The 17,773-nt window shown below is 72.5% G+C and carries 18 protein-coding genes and 3 tRNA genes; 5 read left to right on the top strand and 16 right to left on the bottom strand.

The genetic code is table 11. The annotated features are described in order from the left end of the window. The 5 genes from moaD to ML340_RS11465 are packed head-to-tail and all read right to left on the bottom strand — an operon-like array spanning nucleotide 1 to nucleotide 3,287. Entirely contained in the window at nucleotides 1-240 is a 240-nt protein-coding gene (gene moaD / locus ML340_RS11485) for a molybdopterin converting factor subunit 1 (RefSeq protein WP_240099769.1), read from the bottom strand. Further along, complete coding sequence (gene moaC, locus ML340_RS11480; RefSeq protein ID WP_240099767.1) at nucleotides 237-722, bottom strand: cyclic pyranopterin monophosphate synthase MoaC; 486 nt, start codon at nucleotides 720-722, stop codon at nucleotides 237-239. The genes moaD and moaC overlap by 4 nt, the downstream gene beginning before the upstream one ends. 44 nt (nucleotides 723-766) lie before the next feature. Further along, entirely contained in the window at nucleotides 767-1,783 is a 1,017-nt protein-coding gene (gene moaA / locus ML340_RS11475; protein WP_240099765.1) for a GTP 3',8-cyclase MoaA, read from the bottom strand. After that, on the bottom strand, nucleotides 1,780-2,541 hold the full coding sequence (locus tag ML340_RS11470) for an MBL fold metallo-hydrolase (RefSeq protein WP_240099763.1): 762 nt from the start codon (nucleotides 2,539-2,541) through the stop codon (nucleotides 1,780-1,782). The genes moaA and ML340_RS11470 overlap by 4 nt, the downstream gene beginning before the upstream one ends. A 2-nt stretch (nucleotides 2,542-2,543) precedes the next feature. Next, a complete protein-coding gene (locus ML340_RS11465; protein WP_240099761.1) occupies nucleotides 2,544-3,287 on the bottom strand; it encodes a 3-deoxy-D-manno-octulosonic acid kinase in 744 nt (247 codons plus the stop codon). 20 nt (nucleotides 3,288-3,307) lie between these two features. On the opposite strand from ML340_RS11465, the gene ML340_RS11460 reads away from it, so the two are divergent. Beyond that, entirely contained in the window at nucleotides 3,308-4,357 is a 1,050-nt protein-coding gene (locus ML340_RS11460; RefSeq protein ID WP_240099759.1) for a glycosyltransferase family 9 protein, read from the top strand. A gap of 11 nt (nucleotides 4,358-4,368) precedes the next feature. On the opposite strand, the gene ML340_RS11455 is transcribed toward ML340_RS11460, so the two are convergent. Further along, a complete protein-coding gene (locus tag ML340_RS11455; protein WP_240099757.1) occupies nucleotides 4,369-5,565 on the bottom strand; it encodes a cation:proton antiporter in 1,197 nt (398 codons plus the stop codon). Nucleotides 5,566-5,599: 34 nt separating this feature from the next. Continuing rightward, the gene (locus tag ML340_RS11450) at nucleotides 5,600-6,010 is read right to left on the bottom strand and encodes a DUF6165 family protein (protein WP_240099755.1); all 411 of its coding nucleotides are present in this window, start codon (nucleotides 6,008-6,010) and stop codon (nucleotides 5,600-5,602) included. A gap of 86 nt (nucleotides 6,011-6,096) precedes the next feature. Here ML340_RS11450 and ML340_RS11445 point away from each other — a divergent pair. Both ML340_RS11445 and ML340_RS11440 read left to right on the top strand, forming a co-directional pair. Beyond that, nucleotides 6,097-6,186, top strand: a tRNA-Ser gene (locus ML340_RS11445). 100 nt (nucleotides 6,187-6,286) lie between these two features. Beyond that, the gene (locus ML340_RS11440; RefSeq protein ID WP_240099753.1) at nucleotides 6,287-6,991 is read left to right on the top strand and encodes a PP2C family protein-serine/threonine phosphatase; all 705 of its coding nucleotides are present in this window, start codon (nucleotides 6,287-6,289) and stop codon (nucleotides 6,989-6,991) included. A 203-nt stretch (nucleotides 6,992-7,194) separates the two neighbouring features. On the opposite strand, the gene dnaQ is transcribed toward ML340_RS11440, so the two are convergent. Genes dnaQ through ML340_RS11425 form a run of 3 tightly spaced genes read right to left on the bottom strand, consistent with a single transcriptional unit; the run spans nucleotide 7,195 to nucleotide 9,004 of the window. Further along, nucleotides 7,195-7,914: a DNA polymerase III subunit epsilon gene (gene dnaQ / locus ML340_RS11435; protein WP_240099751.1), complete on the bottom strand. Its 720-nt coding sequence runs from the start codon at nucleotides 7,912-7,914 to the stop codon at nucleotides 7,195-7,197. Next, a complete protein-coding gene (rnhA, locus tag ML340_RS11430; protein ID WP_240099749.1) occupies nucleotides 7,914-8,372 on the bottom strand; it encodes a ribonuclease HI in 459 nt (152 codons plus the stop codon). The genes dnaQ and rnhA overlap by 1 nt, the downstream gene beginning before the upstream one ends. Further along, nucleotides 8,369-9,004: a hypothetical protein gene (locus tag ML340_RS11425; RefSeq protein WP_240099747.1), complete on the bottom strand. Its 636-nt coding sequence runs from the start codon at nucleotides 9,002-9,004 to the stop codon at nucleotides 8,369-8,371. The genes rnhA and ML340_RS11425 overlap by 4 nt, the downstream gene beginning before the upstream one ends. Before the next feature lie 44 nt (nucleotides 9,005-9,048). Here ML340_RS11425 and gloB point away from each other — a divergent pair, with 44 nt between their 5' ends. Continuing rightward, nucleotides 9,049-9,810 (top strand): hydroxyacylglutathione hydrolase, encoded by a 762-nt coding sequence (gene gloB / locus ML340_RS11420; protein ID WP_240099745.1) that lies wholly within the window; start codon nucleotides 9,049-9,051, stop codon nucleotides 9,808-9,810. 92 nt (nucleotides 9,811-9,902) lie between these two features. Further along, nucleotides 9,903-10,691 carry an enoyl-ACP reductase FabI gene (locus ML340_RS11415; protein WP_240099743.1) on the top strand — a complete coding sequence of 263 codons (789 nt, stop codon included), beginning with the start codon at nucleotides 9,903-9,905 and terminating at the stop codon, nucleotides 10,689-10,691. Between the two features lie 74 nt (nucleotides 10,692-10,765). Here ML340_RS11415 and ML340_RS11410 read toward each other — a convergent pair whose 3' ends face one another. From ML340_RS11410 to clpX, 6 genes are all read right to left on the bottom strand, one after another. Beyond that, nucleotides 10,766-12,739, bottom strand: coding sequence for a SurA N-terminal domain-containing protein (locus ML340_RS11410; protein ID WP_240099741.1), 1,974 nt, complete (start codon nucleotides 12,737-12,739; stop codon nucleotides 10,766-10,768). Between the two features lie 108 nt (nucleotides 12,740-12,847). Then, a tRNA-Asp gene (locus tag ML340_RS11405) sits at nucleotides 12,848-12,924 on the bottom strand. Nucleotides 12,925-12,989: 65 nt separating this feature from the next. Further along, a tRNA-Val gene (locus ML340_RS11400) sits at nucleotides 12,990-13,064 on the bottom strand. Nucleotides 13,065-13,221: 157 nt separating this feature from the next. After that, nucleotides 13,222-13,494, bottom strand: coding sequence for an HU family DNA-binding protein (locus ML340_RS11395; protein WP_240099739.1), 273 nt, complete (start codon nucleotides 13,492-13,494; stop codon nucleotides 13,222-13,224). A 234-nt stretch (nucleotides 13,495-13,728) separates the two neighbouring features. Then, nucleotides 13,729-16,203, bottom strand: coding sequence for an endopeptidase La (lon, locus tag ML340_RS11390; RefSeq protein ID WP_240099737.1), 2,475 nt, complete (start codon nucleotides 16,201-16,203; stop codon nucleotides 13,729-13,731). A 157-nt stretch (nucleotides 16,204-16,360) separates the two neighbouring features. Then, the gene (gene clpX / locus ML340_RS11385) at nucleotides 16,361-17,656 is read right to left on the bottom strand and encodes an ATP-dependent Clp protease ATP-binding subunit ClpX (RefSeq protein WP_240099735.1); all 1,296 of its coding nucleotides are present in this window, start codon (nucleotides 17,654-17,656) and stop codon (nucleotides 16,361-16,363) included. Between the last annotated feature and the right edge of the window lie 117 nt (nucleotides 17,657-17,773).

Raw genomic sequence — 17,773 nt, 5'->3', positions numbered from 1 at the left:
TCAGCCTCCGCTGACCGGGGGGATGAAGGCGACCGTGCAGCCCTCGCGCGGGGCCTCGTGCCAGCCGGCGAAGCGGCCGTCCACGGCCACCCGCAGGCGCGCGCGCGGCAGCGCCCAGCGATGGCGGGCCTGCAGTTCGTCGTGCAGGGCGGCCAGGTCCGCGGCGTGGGTCTGCACGTCCTCGGCCTCGGTGCCGGCGGCATCGCGCAGGCTGGCGAAATACAGCACGCGCAGGTTCATGCCAGCGTCCCCACGTCGCGCCGCCCGCCGCGCTTGCCGCGCAGGCGCGCGGGCCCGACCACGATCGCGTGGCTGAGCGCCTTGCACATGTCGTAGACGGTGAGCGCGGCGACGGTGGCGCCGGTCAGGGCCTCCATCTCGACCCCGGTGCGGTGGGTGGTGCGCACCCGGCACTCGATCCGCAGGCTGCGCGCGTCGTGCCAGTCCACCGCGAGGCGGCAGCCCTCCAGCGGCAGCGGGTGGCAGAACGGGATCAGCTCGTGGGTGCGCTTGGCGGCCAGGGTGCCGGCGATGATCGCGGTCTCCACGATCCCGCCCTTGGCGCTCTTCAGGCCGCTGCGGCGCAGCTGCTCGGCGACCGCCGGCGGGAACCGCACCCGGCATTCGGCGACGGCCTCGCGCGCGGTCGCCGGCTTGGCCGAGACATCGACCATGGCCGGGCGGCCGGCGGCATCCAGATGGGTCAGGGCGGGCTTGGGCATCGCACAAGGATAGCGCCGGCACGGCCGGCCGCGGCGCGCGCGGCTCAGCCGCCGATCAGGAACATCTCCACGTGCCGGCGCGAGGCCCCGGCCTGGCTGCGGATCTCGCTGTAGCGGTCGGCCCGGCGCGCCCACAGCGCGGCCACGTGCGCCGCCAGCGCCTCCGCGCCCGCGGCCAGCGCCGGGCGCAGGTCGTGGCCGTCGGCGGCGAACAGGCAGGTGTACAGGCGGCCGTCGGCGGACACCCGCGCGCGGTGGCAGTCGCCGCAGAACGGCGCGCTGACGGAACTGACGAAGCCGACCTCGCCGGCGCCGTCGCGGTAGCCGTAGCGCGTGGCGACCTCGCCGCGGTAGTTGGGATCCAGCGGCAGCAGCGGCCAGCGCGCGGCGATGCGGTCGCGCACCTCGGCCGAGGGCACCACCCGCTCGCGCCGCCAGCCGTTGCAGGTGCCGACGTCCATGTACTCGATGTAGCGGGCGACGTCGCCGTGGCGGCGGGCGTAGTCGGCGATCGCCTCGATCGCCTCCTCGTTGACCCCGCGCTGGACCACGCAGTTGAGCTTGATCGGGGCGAACCCGGCCGCGCGTGCCGCATCGAGCCCGGCCAGCACCGGCGCCAGCTCGCCGCGGCCGCCTGACAGCGCACGGAACTGCGCCGGGTCGAGGGTGTCCAGGCTGACCGTGAGCCGGCGCAGGCCGGCCTCGCGCAGGGCCCGCGCCTGCGCGGCCAGCAGGCTGCCGTTGGTGGTCAGGGCCAGGTCCTCGATCCCGGGGATCGCGGCCAGGCGCGCGATCAACGCCGGCAGGCGCTTGCGCAGCAGTGGCTCGCCGCCGGTCAGGCGCAGCTTGCGCACGCCGAGCGCGGCGAACCCGCGCACCAGTGTCTCGATCTGGTCGAACGACAGCCGCCGCGCGGCGTCCAGGCCGTAGTCGTCCGGCACCTGCTCGGCTGGCATGCAGTACGGGCAGCGGAAGTTGCAGGCCTCGATCACCGAGAGGCGCAGGTCGCGCAGCGGGCGGCCGAGGACGTCGCGCGGCGACGACGGCAGCGGCGCACTCATGGCGCCTCCGGCGGCGGCAGCGGCGCGGCCAGCGGCAGCCGCTCCCCCGGCGCGCCGACCCGGTGGCCGCGCGCGCGCAAGGCCACGGCTTCCTCCGCGCTGGCGTAGTGGTACAGCACGCAGCGCGCCAGCAGTTCGGGCGGGTACTCGCGCTCGAGTTCGTCGATCCCGCTGTGCGAGGGGTTGCCGTGCAGCGCGCAGTCGTGCGCGACCAACTCGCCGGCGTCGGCGTGGCGCGCCAGCATCTCCGGGATCGGGCGGGTGTCGCCGGTCCACACCATGCTGCCGCGCAGGCGCAGCCCGAAGGCGCTGTCCGGCCAGTGGTGGCGGACCGGGAACACCTCCAACCGCTGGCCGTCGTGCCAGACATGGTCGTCCACCGGGATCACCCGGAACGCCTCCCAGAAATTCACCCCGCCCTCGGCCAGCACGTTCGGATAGCTGGCCACCCGCCGGTGCAGCAGCGGCAGCAGCGGCACCGGCACGTACAGCCGCACCTCGCCGCGCAGCGCGGCATCGAACCAGGCCGCCACGAACAGCCGCTCGAACCCGGCCACGTGGTCGAGGTGGGCATGGGTCACGAACAAGGCCTGCGGGATGCCGCCATAGGCGGCCTGGTAGGCGGAGAGGCCTTCGCCGCCGCAGTCGATGGTCAGCCACGGGCGGCCGTCGCGCTCGATCACCGCCATTGCCGAGCCCAGCTCGGCGGCCGCGGCGGCATTGCCCACGCCGAGCAGGTGCAAGGTCCAGCCGGACATGCTCAGTACCCCCGCTGCCAGGCCGCGTCGTAGGCCGCGCGCAGGGCGCGAAACCCGGCCTCGACCCGTGCCGGCGCGCGCGCGCCGGCGAGCTTGCGCAGCGAGCGCTGCAGCCGCGCGAGGTTGGCCTCGCGCCAGGCGGTGGCCGGGATGCGCAGGCGCGAGCGGTCCAGGTCCACCAGCCAGCCGCGGCCCTCGGCGTCGAACAGCAGGTTGTGCGCGTTGAGGTCGGCGTGGTCCAGGCCCTGGCGGTGGAAGCGCGCGACCAGTTCCCCGGCCGCCTCCCACGGCGGCGCGTCCTCGCCGAGCAGCGCCGCCAGCGAGCGCACCTCGGGCAGCCACTGCATCAGGATCGCGGCGCGGTAGACCAGCCCCTCGCGCCGGTAGCAGGCGGCATACGGGCGCGGCACCGGCAGCCCGCGCGCGCGCAGCTCGCGCAGCAGGCGGTACTCGCTGAAGCTGCGCACGTGGGCGATGCCGCGCCAGAGGTGGGCGTCGCGGCTGAGCCGCGCGACCAGGCCACCGCGCAGGTACTGGCGCAGGAAGGCCTCGCCGCCATCCATCGCGATCCGCCAGGCGCCGCCGCGCCCCCCCGTGGCGATGGCGTGCGCCGCCGCGCCCCAGTGCCCGGGATCGAACCAGGCCGGGTCGGGTTGCCGCAGCTGTACGCGGTCGAACAGAATCGCGCCGTAGCCGCGCGCGTCGCGGAACGGCGTCAGGTGTTCGTTGGCGTCGAAACCGGCCATCCACGGAGTGTAACAAGCAGGTGCCAGCCGCCGCGCCGCGTTCGATCTGCCTGCTGCGCCTGTCCGCGCTGGGCGACGTCACCCACGTGCTGCCCTTGGTGCACACCCTGCGCGACGCCTGGCCCGGGCTGGAGCTGGCCTGGGTGATCGGGCGCGCCGAGCACCGCCTGCTCGAGGGCCTGCCCGGCGTGCGCTTCGTCGAATACGACAAGCGCAGCGGGCTGGCCGGCATGCGCGCGGTACGGCGCGCGCTCGGGCGGCGCTTCGACGCGTTGCTGCAGCTGCAGCTCTCCGCGCGCGCCAACCTGCTGTCGGCCTTCATCCCTGCGCGCCGCCGGATCGGCTACGACCGTCCGCGCAGCAAGGAAGGGCACGGGCTGGTGGTGCGCGAGCGCATCCCGGCGCGCGCCGGCCAGCACGTACTGGATGCCATGTTGAGCTTCTGCGAGCCACTCGGGCTGGTCCCGGGCGCGGTGCGCTGGGAGCTGCCGGTGCCGGCCGAGGCGCACGCCTGGGCGCACGCGCAGTGGCCGCAGGACGGCCGCCGCACGCTGATGATCTCGCCCTGCTCCAGCCACCGCCTGCGCAACTGGCGGGCCGAGCGCTACGCCGCGCTGGCCAGCCATGCCCAGGCGCAGGGCTGGCGGGTGGTGCTGTGCGGCGGGCGCAGCGCGCTCGAGCGCGAGACCGGGGACGCCATCCTGGCTGCCATGCCCGCGCGCGCGGCCGTCATCGACCTGATCGGCAAGGACACCCTCAAGCAGCTGCCGGCGCTGCTGGCGCGCGCCGACCTGCTGGTCAGCCCCGATTCCGGCCCGATGCACATCGCCAACGCGATGGGGACGCGCGTGCTCGGTCTGCACGCCGCCACCGACCCCAACCGCAGCGGCCCGTATTCCGACCGCCGCTTCTGCGTGGACCGCTACGACGACGCCGCGCGCCGCTACCGCGGCCGGCCCGCCGCGGCGCTGCCATGGGGGACCAAGATCGAGGTCGAGGGCGTCATGGACCTGGTCACCGTCGCGGACGCGATCGCCGCGTTCGAGCGCTTCCGCGCCCTCTGCGGCTAGCGCGGGCGGCTTCAGTCCGCGTGGTGCCGGGCCAGCCGCGGCGCCGCCATCGGCACCGTCAGCAAAGTGCTGGCGACCGCCATCAGCAGCAGCGCGGTGAAGGTGGCGCTGGCGATGATGCCCTTGTCCAGCAGCACGTTGGCGAAGATGATCATGATCAGCGCCTTGGTCTGCAGCAGCCAGCCGACCAGCAGCCCGTCGCCGCGCGGCCAGCCGAGCAGGCGCGCGGCCAGCGCGGTGCCGGCCAGCTTGCCGGCCACCGCCGCCGCCAGCAGCGCGGCCGCCGCCAGCAGCACACCCAGCCCGCCCATCTCCCAGCCGGTGCGCAGGCCGGTGCTGAGGAAGAACACCGGCATCAGCAGCAGCAGCACGTTCTGGCGCAGGCGGTCGCGCGCCGCCTGGTCGAACCAGTCGTGGTCCACCACCACCCCGGCGAGGAAGGCGCCGACCATGTAGTGCAGGCCGGACCAGTCCGCGCCCCAGCCGCAGGCCAGCAGCCAGACCAGCAGCGCGTACCAGCGGTCGCGCGCGGGCAGCGCGCGCAGCAGCCGGCGGAAGGCCAGGCTGGCCAGCGCGAACGCCAGCAGGAACGCGGCCTGGCGGCCGATCCGCTGCCAGTCCATCAGGATCAGCGCCAGCACCCCCCAGATCGCCAGGTCGTCGAGGCTGGCATAGCGCAGGATGCGCTGGCCGAGCGCGCTGCGCAGGATGCCCAACTGCTCCATCAGCAGGATCAGGATCGGCAGCGCGGTCACCGCGCAGGCCATCCCAACCCCGGCCACGAACTGCCAGCGCGCGCCGTGCGGCCCCAGCCAGCCCGGCCAGGCCAGCATCCCCGCAGCCACCGCCGCGCCCAGCAGCAGCGGCGCGCCCAGCGCCAGCGCCGCGGTGACCAGCGTGTCGCGGCGCTGCGCCCAGGCCTGGCGCAGGTCCAGCTCGATCCCGGCCAGCATCACGAACAGCATCACCCCCCACCAGGCGATGCCGTTCAGGGCGCCGATCACCGCCGGGGTGAACACGGCCTGGTAATAGCCGGGGAAGGCCTGCCCGAGCACGCCGGGGCCGAGCAGCACCCCGGTCACGATCTGCACCACCACCAGCGGCGCCACCCGCTCCAGCCGCGCCAGCCGCCACAGCAGCCAGGGCACCAGGAAGATGATCGCCATCGCGACCAGGAACAGCTCGGTCGTGGTCAGGGCGTGCGCCATGTGCGCTGGCGTCGCGTTGCTCGGCGGCTCGGGCTCAGGGCGCGCCCTGGCCGCTGCCGTAGTCCTGGTAGGACTTCTCCTCGACGTAGGCCGAGCCGAGCGCGAGGTTGATGTCCTTCTTGATCCGGGCGCGGGTGTCGTTCTCGAAGTACACCGCGCGCGCCAGCCGGATGAACTCGGCGTCGAAGGCCTGCGCCTTCTCCTTGAGCCGGATCGCGTCCTCGATCTCCCACAGGCGCTCGTTCACCGCCTTCAGCGCGGCGCGCAGGGCGGCGATGTCCTGCGCGGCGGCCGGATGCGCGGCCCAGGTCGCCTCCAGCGCGGCCAGTTCGCGGCGAACGTTGGCCAGCTTGGCCGGATCGGCCATGCGCTCGGACTTGATCTGCAGGATCGCGATCTTGTCCAGCAGCTCGCCGTAGGAGACGGGGACCAGCAATTCGGACATCGTGCAGGGCTTCCGGCGCGGAAAACGGGCGCCAGTGTAGCGCCTTGCCCGCGCCGGGGCGGGCCCGTATCATGCGCAACCCACCCGGAGAGGTGGCAGAGTGGTTGAATGTACCTGACTCGAAATCAGGCGTAGGTGCAAGCCTACCGAGGGTTCGAATCCCTCCCTCTCCGCCAGTCCCGCAGGCCCCCGTTCGCGGGGGCCTGGCGTCTGGGCCGGCCGTTCCCCCGCGGCATCTGCGTTGTCCAAGCCAATCCCGGAGGAGACGCCGCGCGCATGATCGAATTCGGACACCTGACCCATGTGGGCCTGCGCCGGGAACTGAACGAGGACACCTACTACGGCGACAGCGCGCTCGGGCTGTGGCTGGTCGCCGACGGGATGGGCGGGCACGACTACGGCGAGGTCGCCAGCGCGCTGGCGCGTGAGGCGATCGTGCGCGAAGTGCGCGCCGGGCGCAGCCTGCAGGAAGCGATCCGGATCGCGGATGCCGAGATCATCCGCTGCTCGCGCCGGCGCGGCGACAGCCTGCCGATGGGCACCACCGTCGCCGCGGCCCGCATCCAGGGCAACCGCTTCGAAGTGGCCTGGGTCGGCGACAGCCGCATCTACCTGTGGCGCGACGGCCAGCTGACCCAGCTCTCGCACGACCACAGCTACGTGCAGGAGCTGATCGCACAGGGCGCGATCACCGCCGACCAGGCGCGCAGCCACCCGCACCGCAACGTGGTGACCCAGGCCCTGGGCGTCACCGACCCCGAGCAGCTCAACGTCGAGACCCTGTCCGGCGAGCTGCGTCCGGGCATGCAGCTCTTGCTGTGCAGCGACGGCCTGACCGAGGAAGTGGACGATGGCACCATCGCGCGGGTGCTGGCGCACCAGGAATGCAGCGCGCAGGAATGCGTCGACGGGCTGGTGGCGGCGGCGCTGGACGGCGGCGGCTCCGACAACGTCACCGCGATCCTGATCCGCCGCCACTGACCGCTCGACGCCGCGGGCACGCGCCTGCCCGCCCCCCGCCCGCAGGGCGCCGCGCCATGCCTGCCGGGCAATGTGGCGCCGACTGCCGCGCCCGCGCGCGGCGCGCGCACACGGGCCGGGAACCCCAAGGGCCGGCCTGTCGCGCATGCCGCCCCTCACGCTGCGCGGCGATCCGGCCGCGGGCGCCGCGGCCTGCCCGGGCGTCAATCGGACGCGGCCTCCAGCTCCCGCCACAGGCAGCGCCCGGCCTTCTTCTCCAGCGCCGCCAGCCGCGCCTGGTGCGCGGCCAGTTCCTCCGCCTGCACCCGCACCCGCGGCCGTTGTGCCGGATCGCCGGCGAAGGCCGCGGCCGGGATCGTCGTGTCCGCCGCGCGCGCCGCCGGCATCTCGCCAAAGCCGATCTCGCCCTGGCCGGCGGTCAGCGCGAGGTACACCTCGGCCAGCAGCTCCGCGTCCAGCAGCGCGCCGTGCTTGACGCGGTGCGCGTTGTCCACCCCGAGCCGCCGGCACAGCGCATCCAGCGAATTGCGCTGGCCCGGGAAGCGCTGGCGCGCCAGCAGCAGGGTGTCCTCGATGCGGCAGCGGTCCTCAATCCGGCCCAGGCCCGGCAGCCGCTCCAGTTCGGCGTTGAGGAAACCGAGGTCGAACGCCGCGTTGTGGATGATCAGCTCGGCGCCGTCGATGAAGGCGAGGAACTCCTGGGCGATCTCGGCGAAGCGCGGCTTGTCGGCGAGGAACTCGCTGTCCAGGCCGGTGACCTCGCGCGCGCCGTCCTCGAACTCGCGCTCGGGGTTGAGGTAGCAGTGGAACTCGCGCCCGCTGCGCCGCCGCTGCACCAGCTCGATGCAGCCGATCTCGACCACCCGGTTGCCCTTCTGCCACTCCAGGCCGGTGGTCTCGGTGTCCAGCACGATCTGCCGCATCAGCCTGCCTGCTCCTTGAACTTCAGCGCCTGCGCGCGCGCCAGGCGATCCACCCGCTCGTTCTGCGGGTGCCCGGCGTGGCCGCGCACCCAGTGCCACTGCACTGCATGCCGGGCGGCCGCGGCATCCAACCGCTCCCACAGATCGCGGTTCTTGACCGGCTCGCCGCCGGCGGTCTTCCAGCCGCGCCGCCGCCAGCCGGGCAGCCATTCAGTGATGCCCTGGCGCAGGTACTGCGAATCGGTGCTGAGCGCGACCTCGCAGGGCTCCTTGAGCGCCTCCAGCGCGGCGATCGCGGCCATCAGCTCCATCCGGTTGTTGGTGGTGATCGGCTCGCCGCCGGCCAGTTCGCGCTCGACGCCACGCCATTCCAGCAGCGCGGCCCAACCGCCCGGCCCGGGATTGCCCAGGCAGGCACCATCGGTATGCACCTGCACCTGCTTGCGCGCCGCGCTCACGCGGTCGGCTCCGCCTGCCACGCGACGCGCGCCCGCGCCGGGCGCGGGGTCAGCGGCACCCGACGCTTCTCCGCGCGCAGCAGGAACGCCGCGCGCAGGCCGGCGCCGTCCTGTGCCGCCGGGTCCGGAGTCGGCGACCACACCGGCCCCAGGCCGCGGGTGACCGCCTCCGGCTGCAGCCCGACCGCGCGCAGCCGGCGCCGCCAGGCGAACGGCTCGGCGGCACGCGGCCCCTGCCCCTGCCAACGCAGGCGGTAGGGCGAGAGCGGGTTGAGCGCCAGCAACCACAGCTGGCCGCCGTCGGCGAGCACGCGCGCGCATTCCTCCAGCAGCAGCTGCGGCTCGCAGGCGAGATCGCCGAGATGCTGGACCACCACCCGCCCGAAGCGGGCGCTGGCCAACGGCAGCGGCAAGCCGGCGCGCAAGGCCCCCGCGAAGCCGCATTCGGCCGCATGCAGGGCCACGCCGTCGCGGACGGCCGCCGATGGCAGCGGAGACAGCCACAGGCTGGGGCCGGGCGCGCGCTCCGGGATCGCCCCGGCCTCGCTGGCGAGCACCGCCGCGCCGGCCGGCCCGGCGAACCAGGCCGCGACGGCCACCTCGGATTGACGGCGCGGAACCAGTGCGGGCATGGTCGGGATTGTGCGGGAAAGCCCGCCCCCCGTCACCGCGCGCGATGTCCCTGTCCGCCCTGCCCGCCTTCGCCGACAACTACATCTGGCTGCTGCGCGACGGCCGCGGGCGCGCGCTGGTGGTGGATCCGGGCGATGCCGTGCCGGTGCTCGACGCGCTCGCCGACGCGCCGCCGCTGGCGATCCTGCTCACCCACCACCATGGCGACCACATCGGCGGGGTGGACGACCTGCGCGCGGCCTGGCCGGACGTGCCGGTGTACGCGCCGGAGGAGGCGCGCATCCCGCAGGCGACCTGCCGCGTGGCCGACGGCGATCGCCTGGCGCTCGGCGACTGGCGCTTCACCGTGCTGGCCGTGCCGGGGCACACCCGCAGCCACGTCGCCTACCACGGCGAGGGCCTGCTGTTCTGCGGCGACACCCTGTTCAGCCTCGGCTGCGGGCGCCTGTTCGAGGGCACCCCGGCGCAGATGCACGCCTCGCTGGCGCGGCTGGCCGCGCTGCCCGGCGACACCCGCGTGTGCGGCGCGCACGAATACACGCTGGGCAACGCGGCGTTCGCGCTGGCGGTCGATCCCGGCAATCCCGCCCTGCGCGCGCGCGCGGCCGAGGTGCGCGCGCTGCGCGCGGCCGGGCGCCCGACCCTGCCCTCCGCCCTCGCCCAGGAGCGCGCCTGCAACCCGTTCCTGCGCTGCGACGCCCCGGCGGTGCGCGCGGCGGCCGAACGGCACGCCGGGCATCCGCTGGCGGACGCGGTGGCCGTGTTCGCCACCCTGCGCGCCTGGAAGGACGGCTTCCGCGGCTGAGCCGCCGTGCCCGCACTGGCCGCCGCGGGGGCGCGCGAGGCACACTAGAGCATTCGCTCGACGCGCCCTGTGACCACACCGAGGAGACATCCATGGGATTCCTGCAAGGCAAGCGCGCGCTGGTCACCGGCATCGCCAGCCAGCGCTCGATCGCCACCGGCATCGCCGACGCCTTCCACCGCGAGGGTGCCGAGCTGGCGCTGACCTACCAGAACGAGAAGCTCAAATCGCGGGTCGAGGACGCCGCCGCCGGCTACGGCACCGACATCGTGCTGCCGCTGGACGTGGCCTCCGACGCGCAGATCGAGGCCTGCTTCGCGGCGCTGGGCCAGCGCTGGCCGGAGGGCTTCGACATCCTGGTGCACTGCATCGCGTTCGCCCCGCGCGAGGCGATCGAGGGCGATTTCCTCGACGGCATCACCCGCGAGAACTACCACATCGCGCACGACATCAGCGCCTACTCGCTGGCCGCGCTGGGCAAGGCCGCGCGCCCGCTGATGAAGGGCCGCAACGGCAGCATCCTGACCCTGTCCTACCTCGGCGCCGAGCGCGCACTGGCCAACTACAACACGATGGGCGTGGCCAAGGCCTCGCTGGAGGCGATCGTGCGCTACATGGCGATGACGCTCGGCCCCGAAGGCACCCGCGTGAATGCGATCTCGGCCGGCCCGATCCGCACCCTCGCGGCCAGCGGCGTGGCCAACTTCCGCAAGATGCTCAGCCAGTTCGAGGCGGTCGCGCCGCTGCGGCGGGTAGTGACCATCGAGGACGTCGGCAACGCGGCCGCGTTCCTGTGCTCGGACCTGGCCGCCGGCATCACCGGCGAGATCACCTACGTGGATGCCGGCTACAACATCATGGGCATGAGCGGGATCGACTGAGCCCGCGCCTTCCGCTGCCACAGCGGCACGAATGCCCGGCCTGGCCGGGCATTCGCATATTCCGACGGGTCGGATCAGAGGCGGTCGGCGGCCACCTTGATCTGGTAGCGCGCGCGCTCGGCGGCGACGTAGGCCTGCTCGTCGTCCATCCCGAAGGCGCGCGCGAGTTGCTCGCCGAGCTGCTCGCGCTGCCCCTGCGGCAGCTGCGCCGGGTCGCCCGGATGCACCGCCAGCACTTCGAACACGACCTGGCGTCCGTCCGCTGCAACGCGCCCGACCTGGGCCTTCCCGCCCTTGTCCGCGGCCACCGGCTGGGCGAAGAACGCCTCGACCAGCGCGCGCGCCGGCGCCTGCGCGCCGCGCTCGATGCCATCCGCGCGCTCGACCGCCAGCCCGGCCTGCGCCGCGGCGGCCGCCAGGCCCTGCGCGCGTGCCGCCGTGGCCAGCGCCTCGGCGGCCTGCACCGCGGCCTTGCGCGCGCGCTCGGCGCGGACCGCGGCGATCACCTGCTCGCGCACCGCCGCCAGCGGCAGCGCGCGCTCCGGGGTATGCTCCAGCACGCGGATCATCACCATCCGGTTCGGGCCGAGCTCGATCGGATCGCTGGCGGTGCCGTCCTGCACCAGGCTCTCGGAGAACGCCGCGCGCAGCACCTTGGGATCGGCCGCGATGCCCGGCCCGCCGGCGCGGGTGAACGCCGGGGTCTGCTGCACCGCCAGCCCCACGGCCTTCGCCGCCGGCGCCAGCGCGGTCGGGTTCTTGTACACCGCATCCACCAGCTTGCCGCTGGTCTCGTTGAACGCGCGCTCGCGCTCGGACTGGGCCAGCTCCTGCTCCAGCTGCGCGCGCACCGCCTCGAACGGCGGCTGGCTGCCGGCGCGCACCTGGTTGACCTTGATGATGTGCCAGCCGAAGTCGGTCTTGACCGGCCCGCGCACTTCCCCGGGCTGCATCGCGAACGCGGCCTCGGCGAACGCCGGCGGCATGCTGGCGCGGGTCAGCCAGCCGAGGTCGCCGCCCTTGGCCTTGGAGCCGGTGTCGTCCGAATTGGCGCGCGCCAGCGCGGCGAAATCCGCGCCCGGCGCGCGCGCCTCGGCGGCCAGCTTGGCCGCGCGCGCCTCGGCGGCCTGCCTGTCGGCCGCGCTGGCGTTCGCCGGCACCTGCACCAGGATGTGCGAGACCTCGCGCTGCTCGGCGCTGGCGTACTTGGCCGCCTGCTCCTGGTAGCGCTTGCGCACCGCGGCCTCGTCCACCGCCGGCAGCGGGAGCTTGGTCGCATCCACCTCGACGTATTCCAGGCGCACCGTCTCCGGCGCGCGGAAGTCGCGCGGGTGGCCGTCGTACCAGGCCTTGATCTCGGCCTCGCCGACCGGCGCGGTGTCCGCCGGCGGCGGCGGCAGCACCGCCCAGGCCACGTCGCGGCGCTCGCCGAGCAGGCGCAGCACGCGCTCCAACTCGCCCGGGGCGATGAACGAGGACTGCACGATGCGGTTCGGGATCAGGCCCATCTGCAGGTTGTCGCGCACCGTGGCCTGGAACTGCAGCGGGGTCTGCGGCGGCGACTGCGAGGCCAGCACCAGTTGGTAGCGCTCGGGGTTGAACTTGCCGTCCACCTGGAACTGCGGGATGTCCTGGATCGCCTGGCGCACCTCGGCGTCGCTGACCACGATCCCGGCGTCCTTGGCTGCCAGCCGCATGACCTCCTCGTCGATCATCTCGTCCAGCAGCTTGCGCTTGTTCTCGGTGGACTCGAACGCGCGCGCGTCGAAGGCATCGCCCTGCTGGTCGCGGGCGCGCATGCGCGCGGTCTCCAGCCGCTGCCGGAACGCGGCGGCGTCGATGTCATGGTGCTGGTAGAAATAGCTCAGCGGCCACACGTCGGGCATGCCTGGCCACCACGCCGGCGCGCGCGAGATGCGCGCCACGTAGGTTTCCACCCGCTGCGCCATGTACGACTCCACCCCGAAGAAGGCGAACGGGATGATCAGCAGGCCGAGGATCACCGTCGCGATCTTGCCCGAGGTCTTTTCTCGCAGTGTCTGCAGCATGGAGCGCGCTTTCCGAGAGGCGTAGCCAAGTAGTCTAGCGCGCCGCCGGCAGGCGTCGACACGCGCAAAAGACGAAGGGCGCCGTTGCCGGCGCCCTTCGCGGATCGATGGCGGAGTGGACGGGACTCGAACCCGCGACCTCCGGCGTGACAGGCCAGCATTCTAACCGACTGAACTACCACTCCGCCGAGAAGTGAAATTGTAGCGGCCCGGTTCCGGGCGCGCAAGCCTTCGCGCGAGGGCGAAGGCTTGGTGGGCGCTGAGGGGATCGAACCCCCGACCCGCTCCTTGTAAGGGAGCCGCTCTACCGCTGAGCTAAACGCCCGCCGGGCGCCATTATCGCAGCCGCCGGGACGGGCGGGAACCGCCCGCGCCGATGCAACCTGTCGCATGCGGAGCACGCAGTGCCGCCAATGCCCCCCTGCAACGCGAAGGCCCGGCGCTGGGCCGGGCCTCCGTGCGATCGGGCAACCGCGGGAGCGTCAGTTGACCGCGTCCTTGAGCGCCTTGCCAGCCTTGAACGCCGGGTTCTTGGAGGCCTTGATCTTGATGGTGTCGCCGGTGCGCGGGTTGCGGCCGGTGCGCGCGCCACGCTTGCGCACCGAGAAGGTGCCGAAGCCGACCAGGGTCACGGTGTCGCCCTTCTTCAGGGCCTTGGTGATGGCGGCGATCATCGCGTCGACCGCGCGGCCGGCGTCGGCCTTGGTCAGTTCCGCGGCATCGGCGACGGCTTCGACGAATTCGGCTTTGTTCATGTGGTATCGACTCCCTAGGGAATGTGGCGCTTGGTTGTCTGGTGACCGGAACCCGGGGCGCTCCCCTGCCCCTGCCTCCGTGCTGCCGCGGCCGGACGCACCGCGGTTGCCGACCTTATACCAGCCGGGTATGGGGCGCGCAACACGGAAAGCCAATGCTGGCGCGGGTTTCAGGCCGATGCCGACGAACGGATGCCGCATCCGCGACAACGTGCGCGGCACCGCCGGTAGCGTTCAGTGCTTGACGCCAGAGCGAGCCGGCTCGCCCTCCACCGGCGGCGGCAACGCGGTCTCGACGGTCGCGCCCGCCTGCGCCTCGCGGCCCGGCAGCGGGCGCTCCAGCGCCAGATCCAGCACCTCGTCGATCCACTTGACCGGCACGATCTTCAGGCCGCGGGTCACATTGGCCGGGATCTCGGCGAGGTCCTTGCGGTTCTCCTCGGGGATGATCACGGTCTTGATGCCGCCGCGCAGCGCCGCCAGCAGCTTCTCCTTGAGCCCGCCGATCGCGGTCACCCGCCCGCGCAGGGTGATCTCGCCGGTCATCGCCACGTCGTGCCGCACCGGGATGCGGGTCAGCATGGACACCAGCGCGGTCGCCATCGCGATGCCGGCGCTCGGGCCGTCCTTGGGGGTGGCGCCGTCCGGCACGTGCACGTGGATGTCGTGCTTCTGCAGGAAGTCCAGTTCCAGCCCCAGCTGCTCGGTGCGCGCGCGCACCACGCTGAGCGCGGCCGAGGCCGACTCCTTCATCACGTCGCCGAGCTGCCCGGTCAGGATCAGCTGGCCCTTGCCGGGCACCAGCGTGGATTCGATCTGCAGCAGGTCGCCGCCGACCTCGGTCCACGCCAGCCCGGTGACCAGGCCGACCTCGTTCTCGGCCTCGGCGCGGCCGAAGTCGTAGCGGCGCACGCCCAGGTACCTGGCCAGGTTCTTCTCGCTGACCACCACCGGCTTGGGGGCCTCCGCCGCGGCCTTGCTCTTGCCCTTCTTCGCCGGCGCCTGCGGGCCCTTGAGCGCGATGTCCTTGACCACCTTGCGCGCGATCTTGGCGATCTCGCGCTCGAGGTTGCGCACGCCCGACTCGCGCGTGTAGTAGCGCACGATGTCGGTGATCGCGCCCTGGGTGATCTTCAGCTCGCCCTCGCGCAGGCCGTTGGCCTTCAGCTGCTTGGGCACCAGGTAGCGGGTGGCGATGTTGAGCTTCTCCTCCTCGGTGTAGCCGGGGATGCGGATCACCTCCATGCGGTCCAACAGGGGGCCGGGGATGTTGAGCGAGTTGGAGGTGGCCACGAACATCACCTCGGACAGGTCGAGGTCGACCTCGAGGTAGTGGTCGTTGAAGGTATGGTTCTGCTCGGGGTCGAGCACCTCCAGCAGGGCCGAGGACGGGTCGCCGCGGAAATCCATCGACATTTTGTCGATCTCGTCCAGCACGAACAGCGGGTTCTTGGTGCCGGCCTTGTTGAGGTTCTGCACGATCCGCCCCGGCAGCGAGCCGACGTAGGTGCGACGGTGGCCGCGGATCTCGGCCTCGTCGCGCACGCCGCCGAGGGCCATGCGCACGAACTTGCGGTTGGTCGCCTTGGCGATGCTCTGCCCGAGCGAGGTCTTGCCCACGCCCGGCGGGCCGACCAGGCACAAGATCGGGCCCTTCATCTTGCTCACCCGCGCCTGCACCGCGAGGTACTCGAGGATGCGCTCCTTGACCTTCTCCAGGCCGTAATGGTCGGCGTCCAGCACCTGCTCGGCCAGCTTGAGGTCCTTGCGCACCTTGCTGCGCTTCTTCCACGGCACGCCCAGCAGCCAGTCGAGGTAGTTGCGCACCACCCCGGCCTCCGCCGACATCGGCGACATCTGGCGCAGCTTGTTGAGCTCGGACTTGGCCTTGGCCTCGACGGCCTTGGGCATGCCGGCCGCGGCGATCTTCTTGGCGATCTCCTCGAAGTCGTTGGGCGCATCCTCCAGTTCGCCCAGCTCCTTCTGGATCGCCTTCATCTGCTCGTTGAGGTAGTACTCGCGCTGGCTCTTCTCCATCTGCGACTTGACCCGGCCGCGGATGCGCTTCTCCATCTGCTGCACGTCGATCTCGCCGTCGACCAGGCCGACCAGCAGCTCGAGGCGGTCGGCGACGTCGAGCGTCTCCAGCAGGCGCTGCTTGTCGGCCAGGCGCACGCCGAGGTGCGCGGCCACGGTGTCCGCCAGCCGCTCCGGGTCGTCGATGCCGGCCAAGGTCTGCAGCAGCTCCGGCGGCAGCTTGCGGTTGTTCTTGATGTACTGCTCGAACAGCGACATCAGCGAGCGCACGATCGCCTCGACCTCGCGCGGTTCGCGGTGGACGCTGGAGGCCAGCACCTCGCCCTCGCCGTGGAGGGCACCGTCGCGCTCGGCGATCGCCTCCACCCGCGCGCGCGCCAGGCCCTCGACCAGCACCTTGATGGTGCCGTCGGGCAGCTTCAGCAGTTGCAGTACCTGCGCCAGCGTGCCCACCTTGTGCAGGTCGGCGGCGCCGGGATCGTCGATCTCCGCGGACTTCTGCGCGACCAGCAGGATGCGGCGGTCGCCCTCCATCGCCACGTCGAGCGCCCGCACCGACTTGTCGCGCCCGACGAACAGCGGGATCACCATGTGCGGGAACACCACTACGTCGCGCAGCGGCAGCACCGGCAGCGCCAGGCGTTCGGGGGAGGCAAGGGTGGCATCGGTCATGGGGGACTCCTCGGGGCGGCCGGCATGGCCGCCGTTGCCGGGGTTATGGGGGTGGCGGCGAGCGCTTGCAAGCCACGCCCTACGCCAGCCTGAATGCGCCCCAACGCAGACGGGCCGCCGGAGGGCGGCCCGTGGGCGGCGGCGCGGGGCGGCCGGCTCAGTCGGCCGAGGCCGCCTTCGGCAGCGGCGCCTGCGCCGGCGCCTGGTAGATCAGGTAGGGCTCGGACTTCTGCTCGATCACCGCCTCGTCCACCACCACCTTGGCCACGTTCTGCATCGACGGCAGCTCGTACATGGTGTCCAGCAGCACCGACTCGACGATGGTGCGCAGGCCGCGCGCGCCGGTCTTGCGCTTGAGCGCCTTGCGCGCGATCGCCGCCAGCGCGTCCGGTCGGATTTCGAGCTCCACGCCCTCCATCTCGAACAGCTTGCGGAACTGCTTGGTGATGGCGTTCTTGGGCTCGGTCAGGATCTGCACCAGCGCGGCCTCGTCCAGCTCCTCCAGGGTCGCGACCACCGGCAGGCGGCCGACGAACTCGGGGATCAGGCCGTACTTGATCAGGTCCTCGGGCTCCACCTGGGCCAGCACCTGGCCGACGTCGGCCTTGCGCTGGCTGCTCTTGACCTTGGCCCCGAAGCCGATCCCGCCCGACTCGCTGGAGCGCTGCTGGATCACCTTGTCCAGCCCGGCAAACGCACCGCCGCAGATGAACAGGATGTTGCGGGTGTCGACCTGCAGGAACTCCTGCTGCGGGTGCTTGCGCCCGCCCTGCGGCGGCACGCTGGCGACGGTGCCCTCGATCAGCTTCAGCAGGGCCTGCTGCACGCCCTCCCCGGACACGTCGCGGGTGATCGACGGGTTCTCGGACTTGCGGCTGATCTTGTCGATCTCGTCGATGTAGACGATGCCCTGCTGCGCCTTCTCGACGTCGTAGTCGCACTTCTGCAGCAGCTTCTGGATGATGTTCTCCACGTCCTCGCCGACGTAGCCGGCCTCGGTCAGCGTGGTCGCATCGGCCATGGTGAACGGCACGTTCAGCATGCGCGCCAGGGTCTCGGCCAGCAGGGTCTTGCCGGAGCCGGTCGGGCCGATCAGCAGGATGTTGGACTTGGCCAGCTCGACGTCGTCGGACTTCTGGCGGCTCTCGATCCGCTTGTAGTGGTTGTAGACCGCGACCGCGAGCGTCTTCTTGGCGCGCTGCTGGCCGATCACGTACTGGTCGAGGACCTCGAGGATCTCGCGCGGCTTGGGCAGCGAGCTGCGCGTGGACTGGGTCTTCTCCTCGAGTTCCTCGCGGATGATGTCGTTGCACAGGTCCACGCATTCATCGCAGATGAACACGCTGGGGCCGGCGATCAGCTTGCGGACTTCGTGCTGGCTCTTCCCGCAGAACGAGCAGTACAGGATCTTGTTGCTGTCGCCGGGGGTCCGGCCGGAACGGTCTTCGCTCATTGACGGCTCGCTGGCCGCAGGGTCGCGGCCTTGGTTCGAGGATAGCACAGGGCCGCCGCCGGCCGATGCGCACGGGGCGGGTCGCGGGGCGGCGCGCGGCGGCGCCGCGCCCGTCGC

The sequence above is a fragment of the Thermomonas flagellata genome (genome assembly GCF_022419185.1).
Lineage (GTDB): Bacteria > Pseudomonadota > Gammaproteobacteria > Xanthomonadales > Xanthomonadaceae > Thermomonas > Thermomonas flagellata.
The sequence above is the reverse complement of the archived record's forward strand: the minus strand, read 5'-3'. Positions and strand labels throughout refer to the sequence as shown.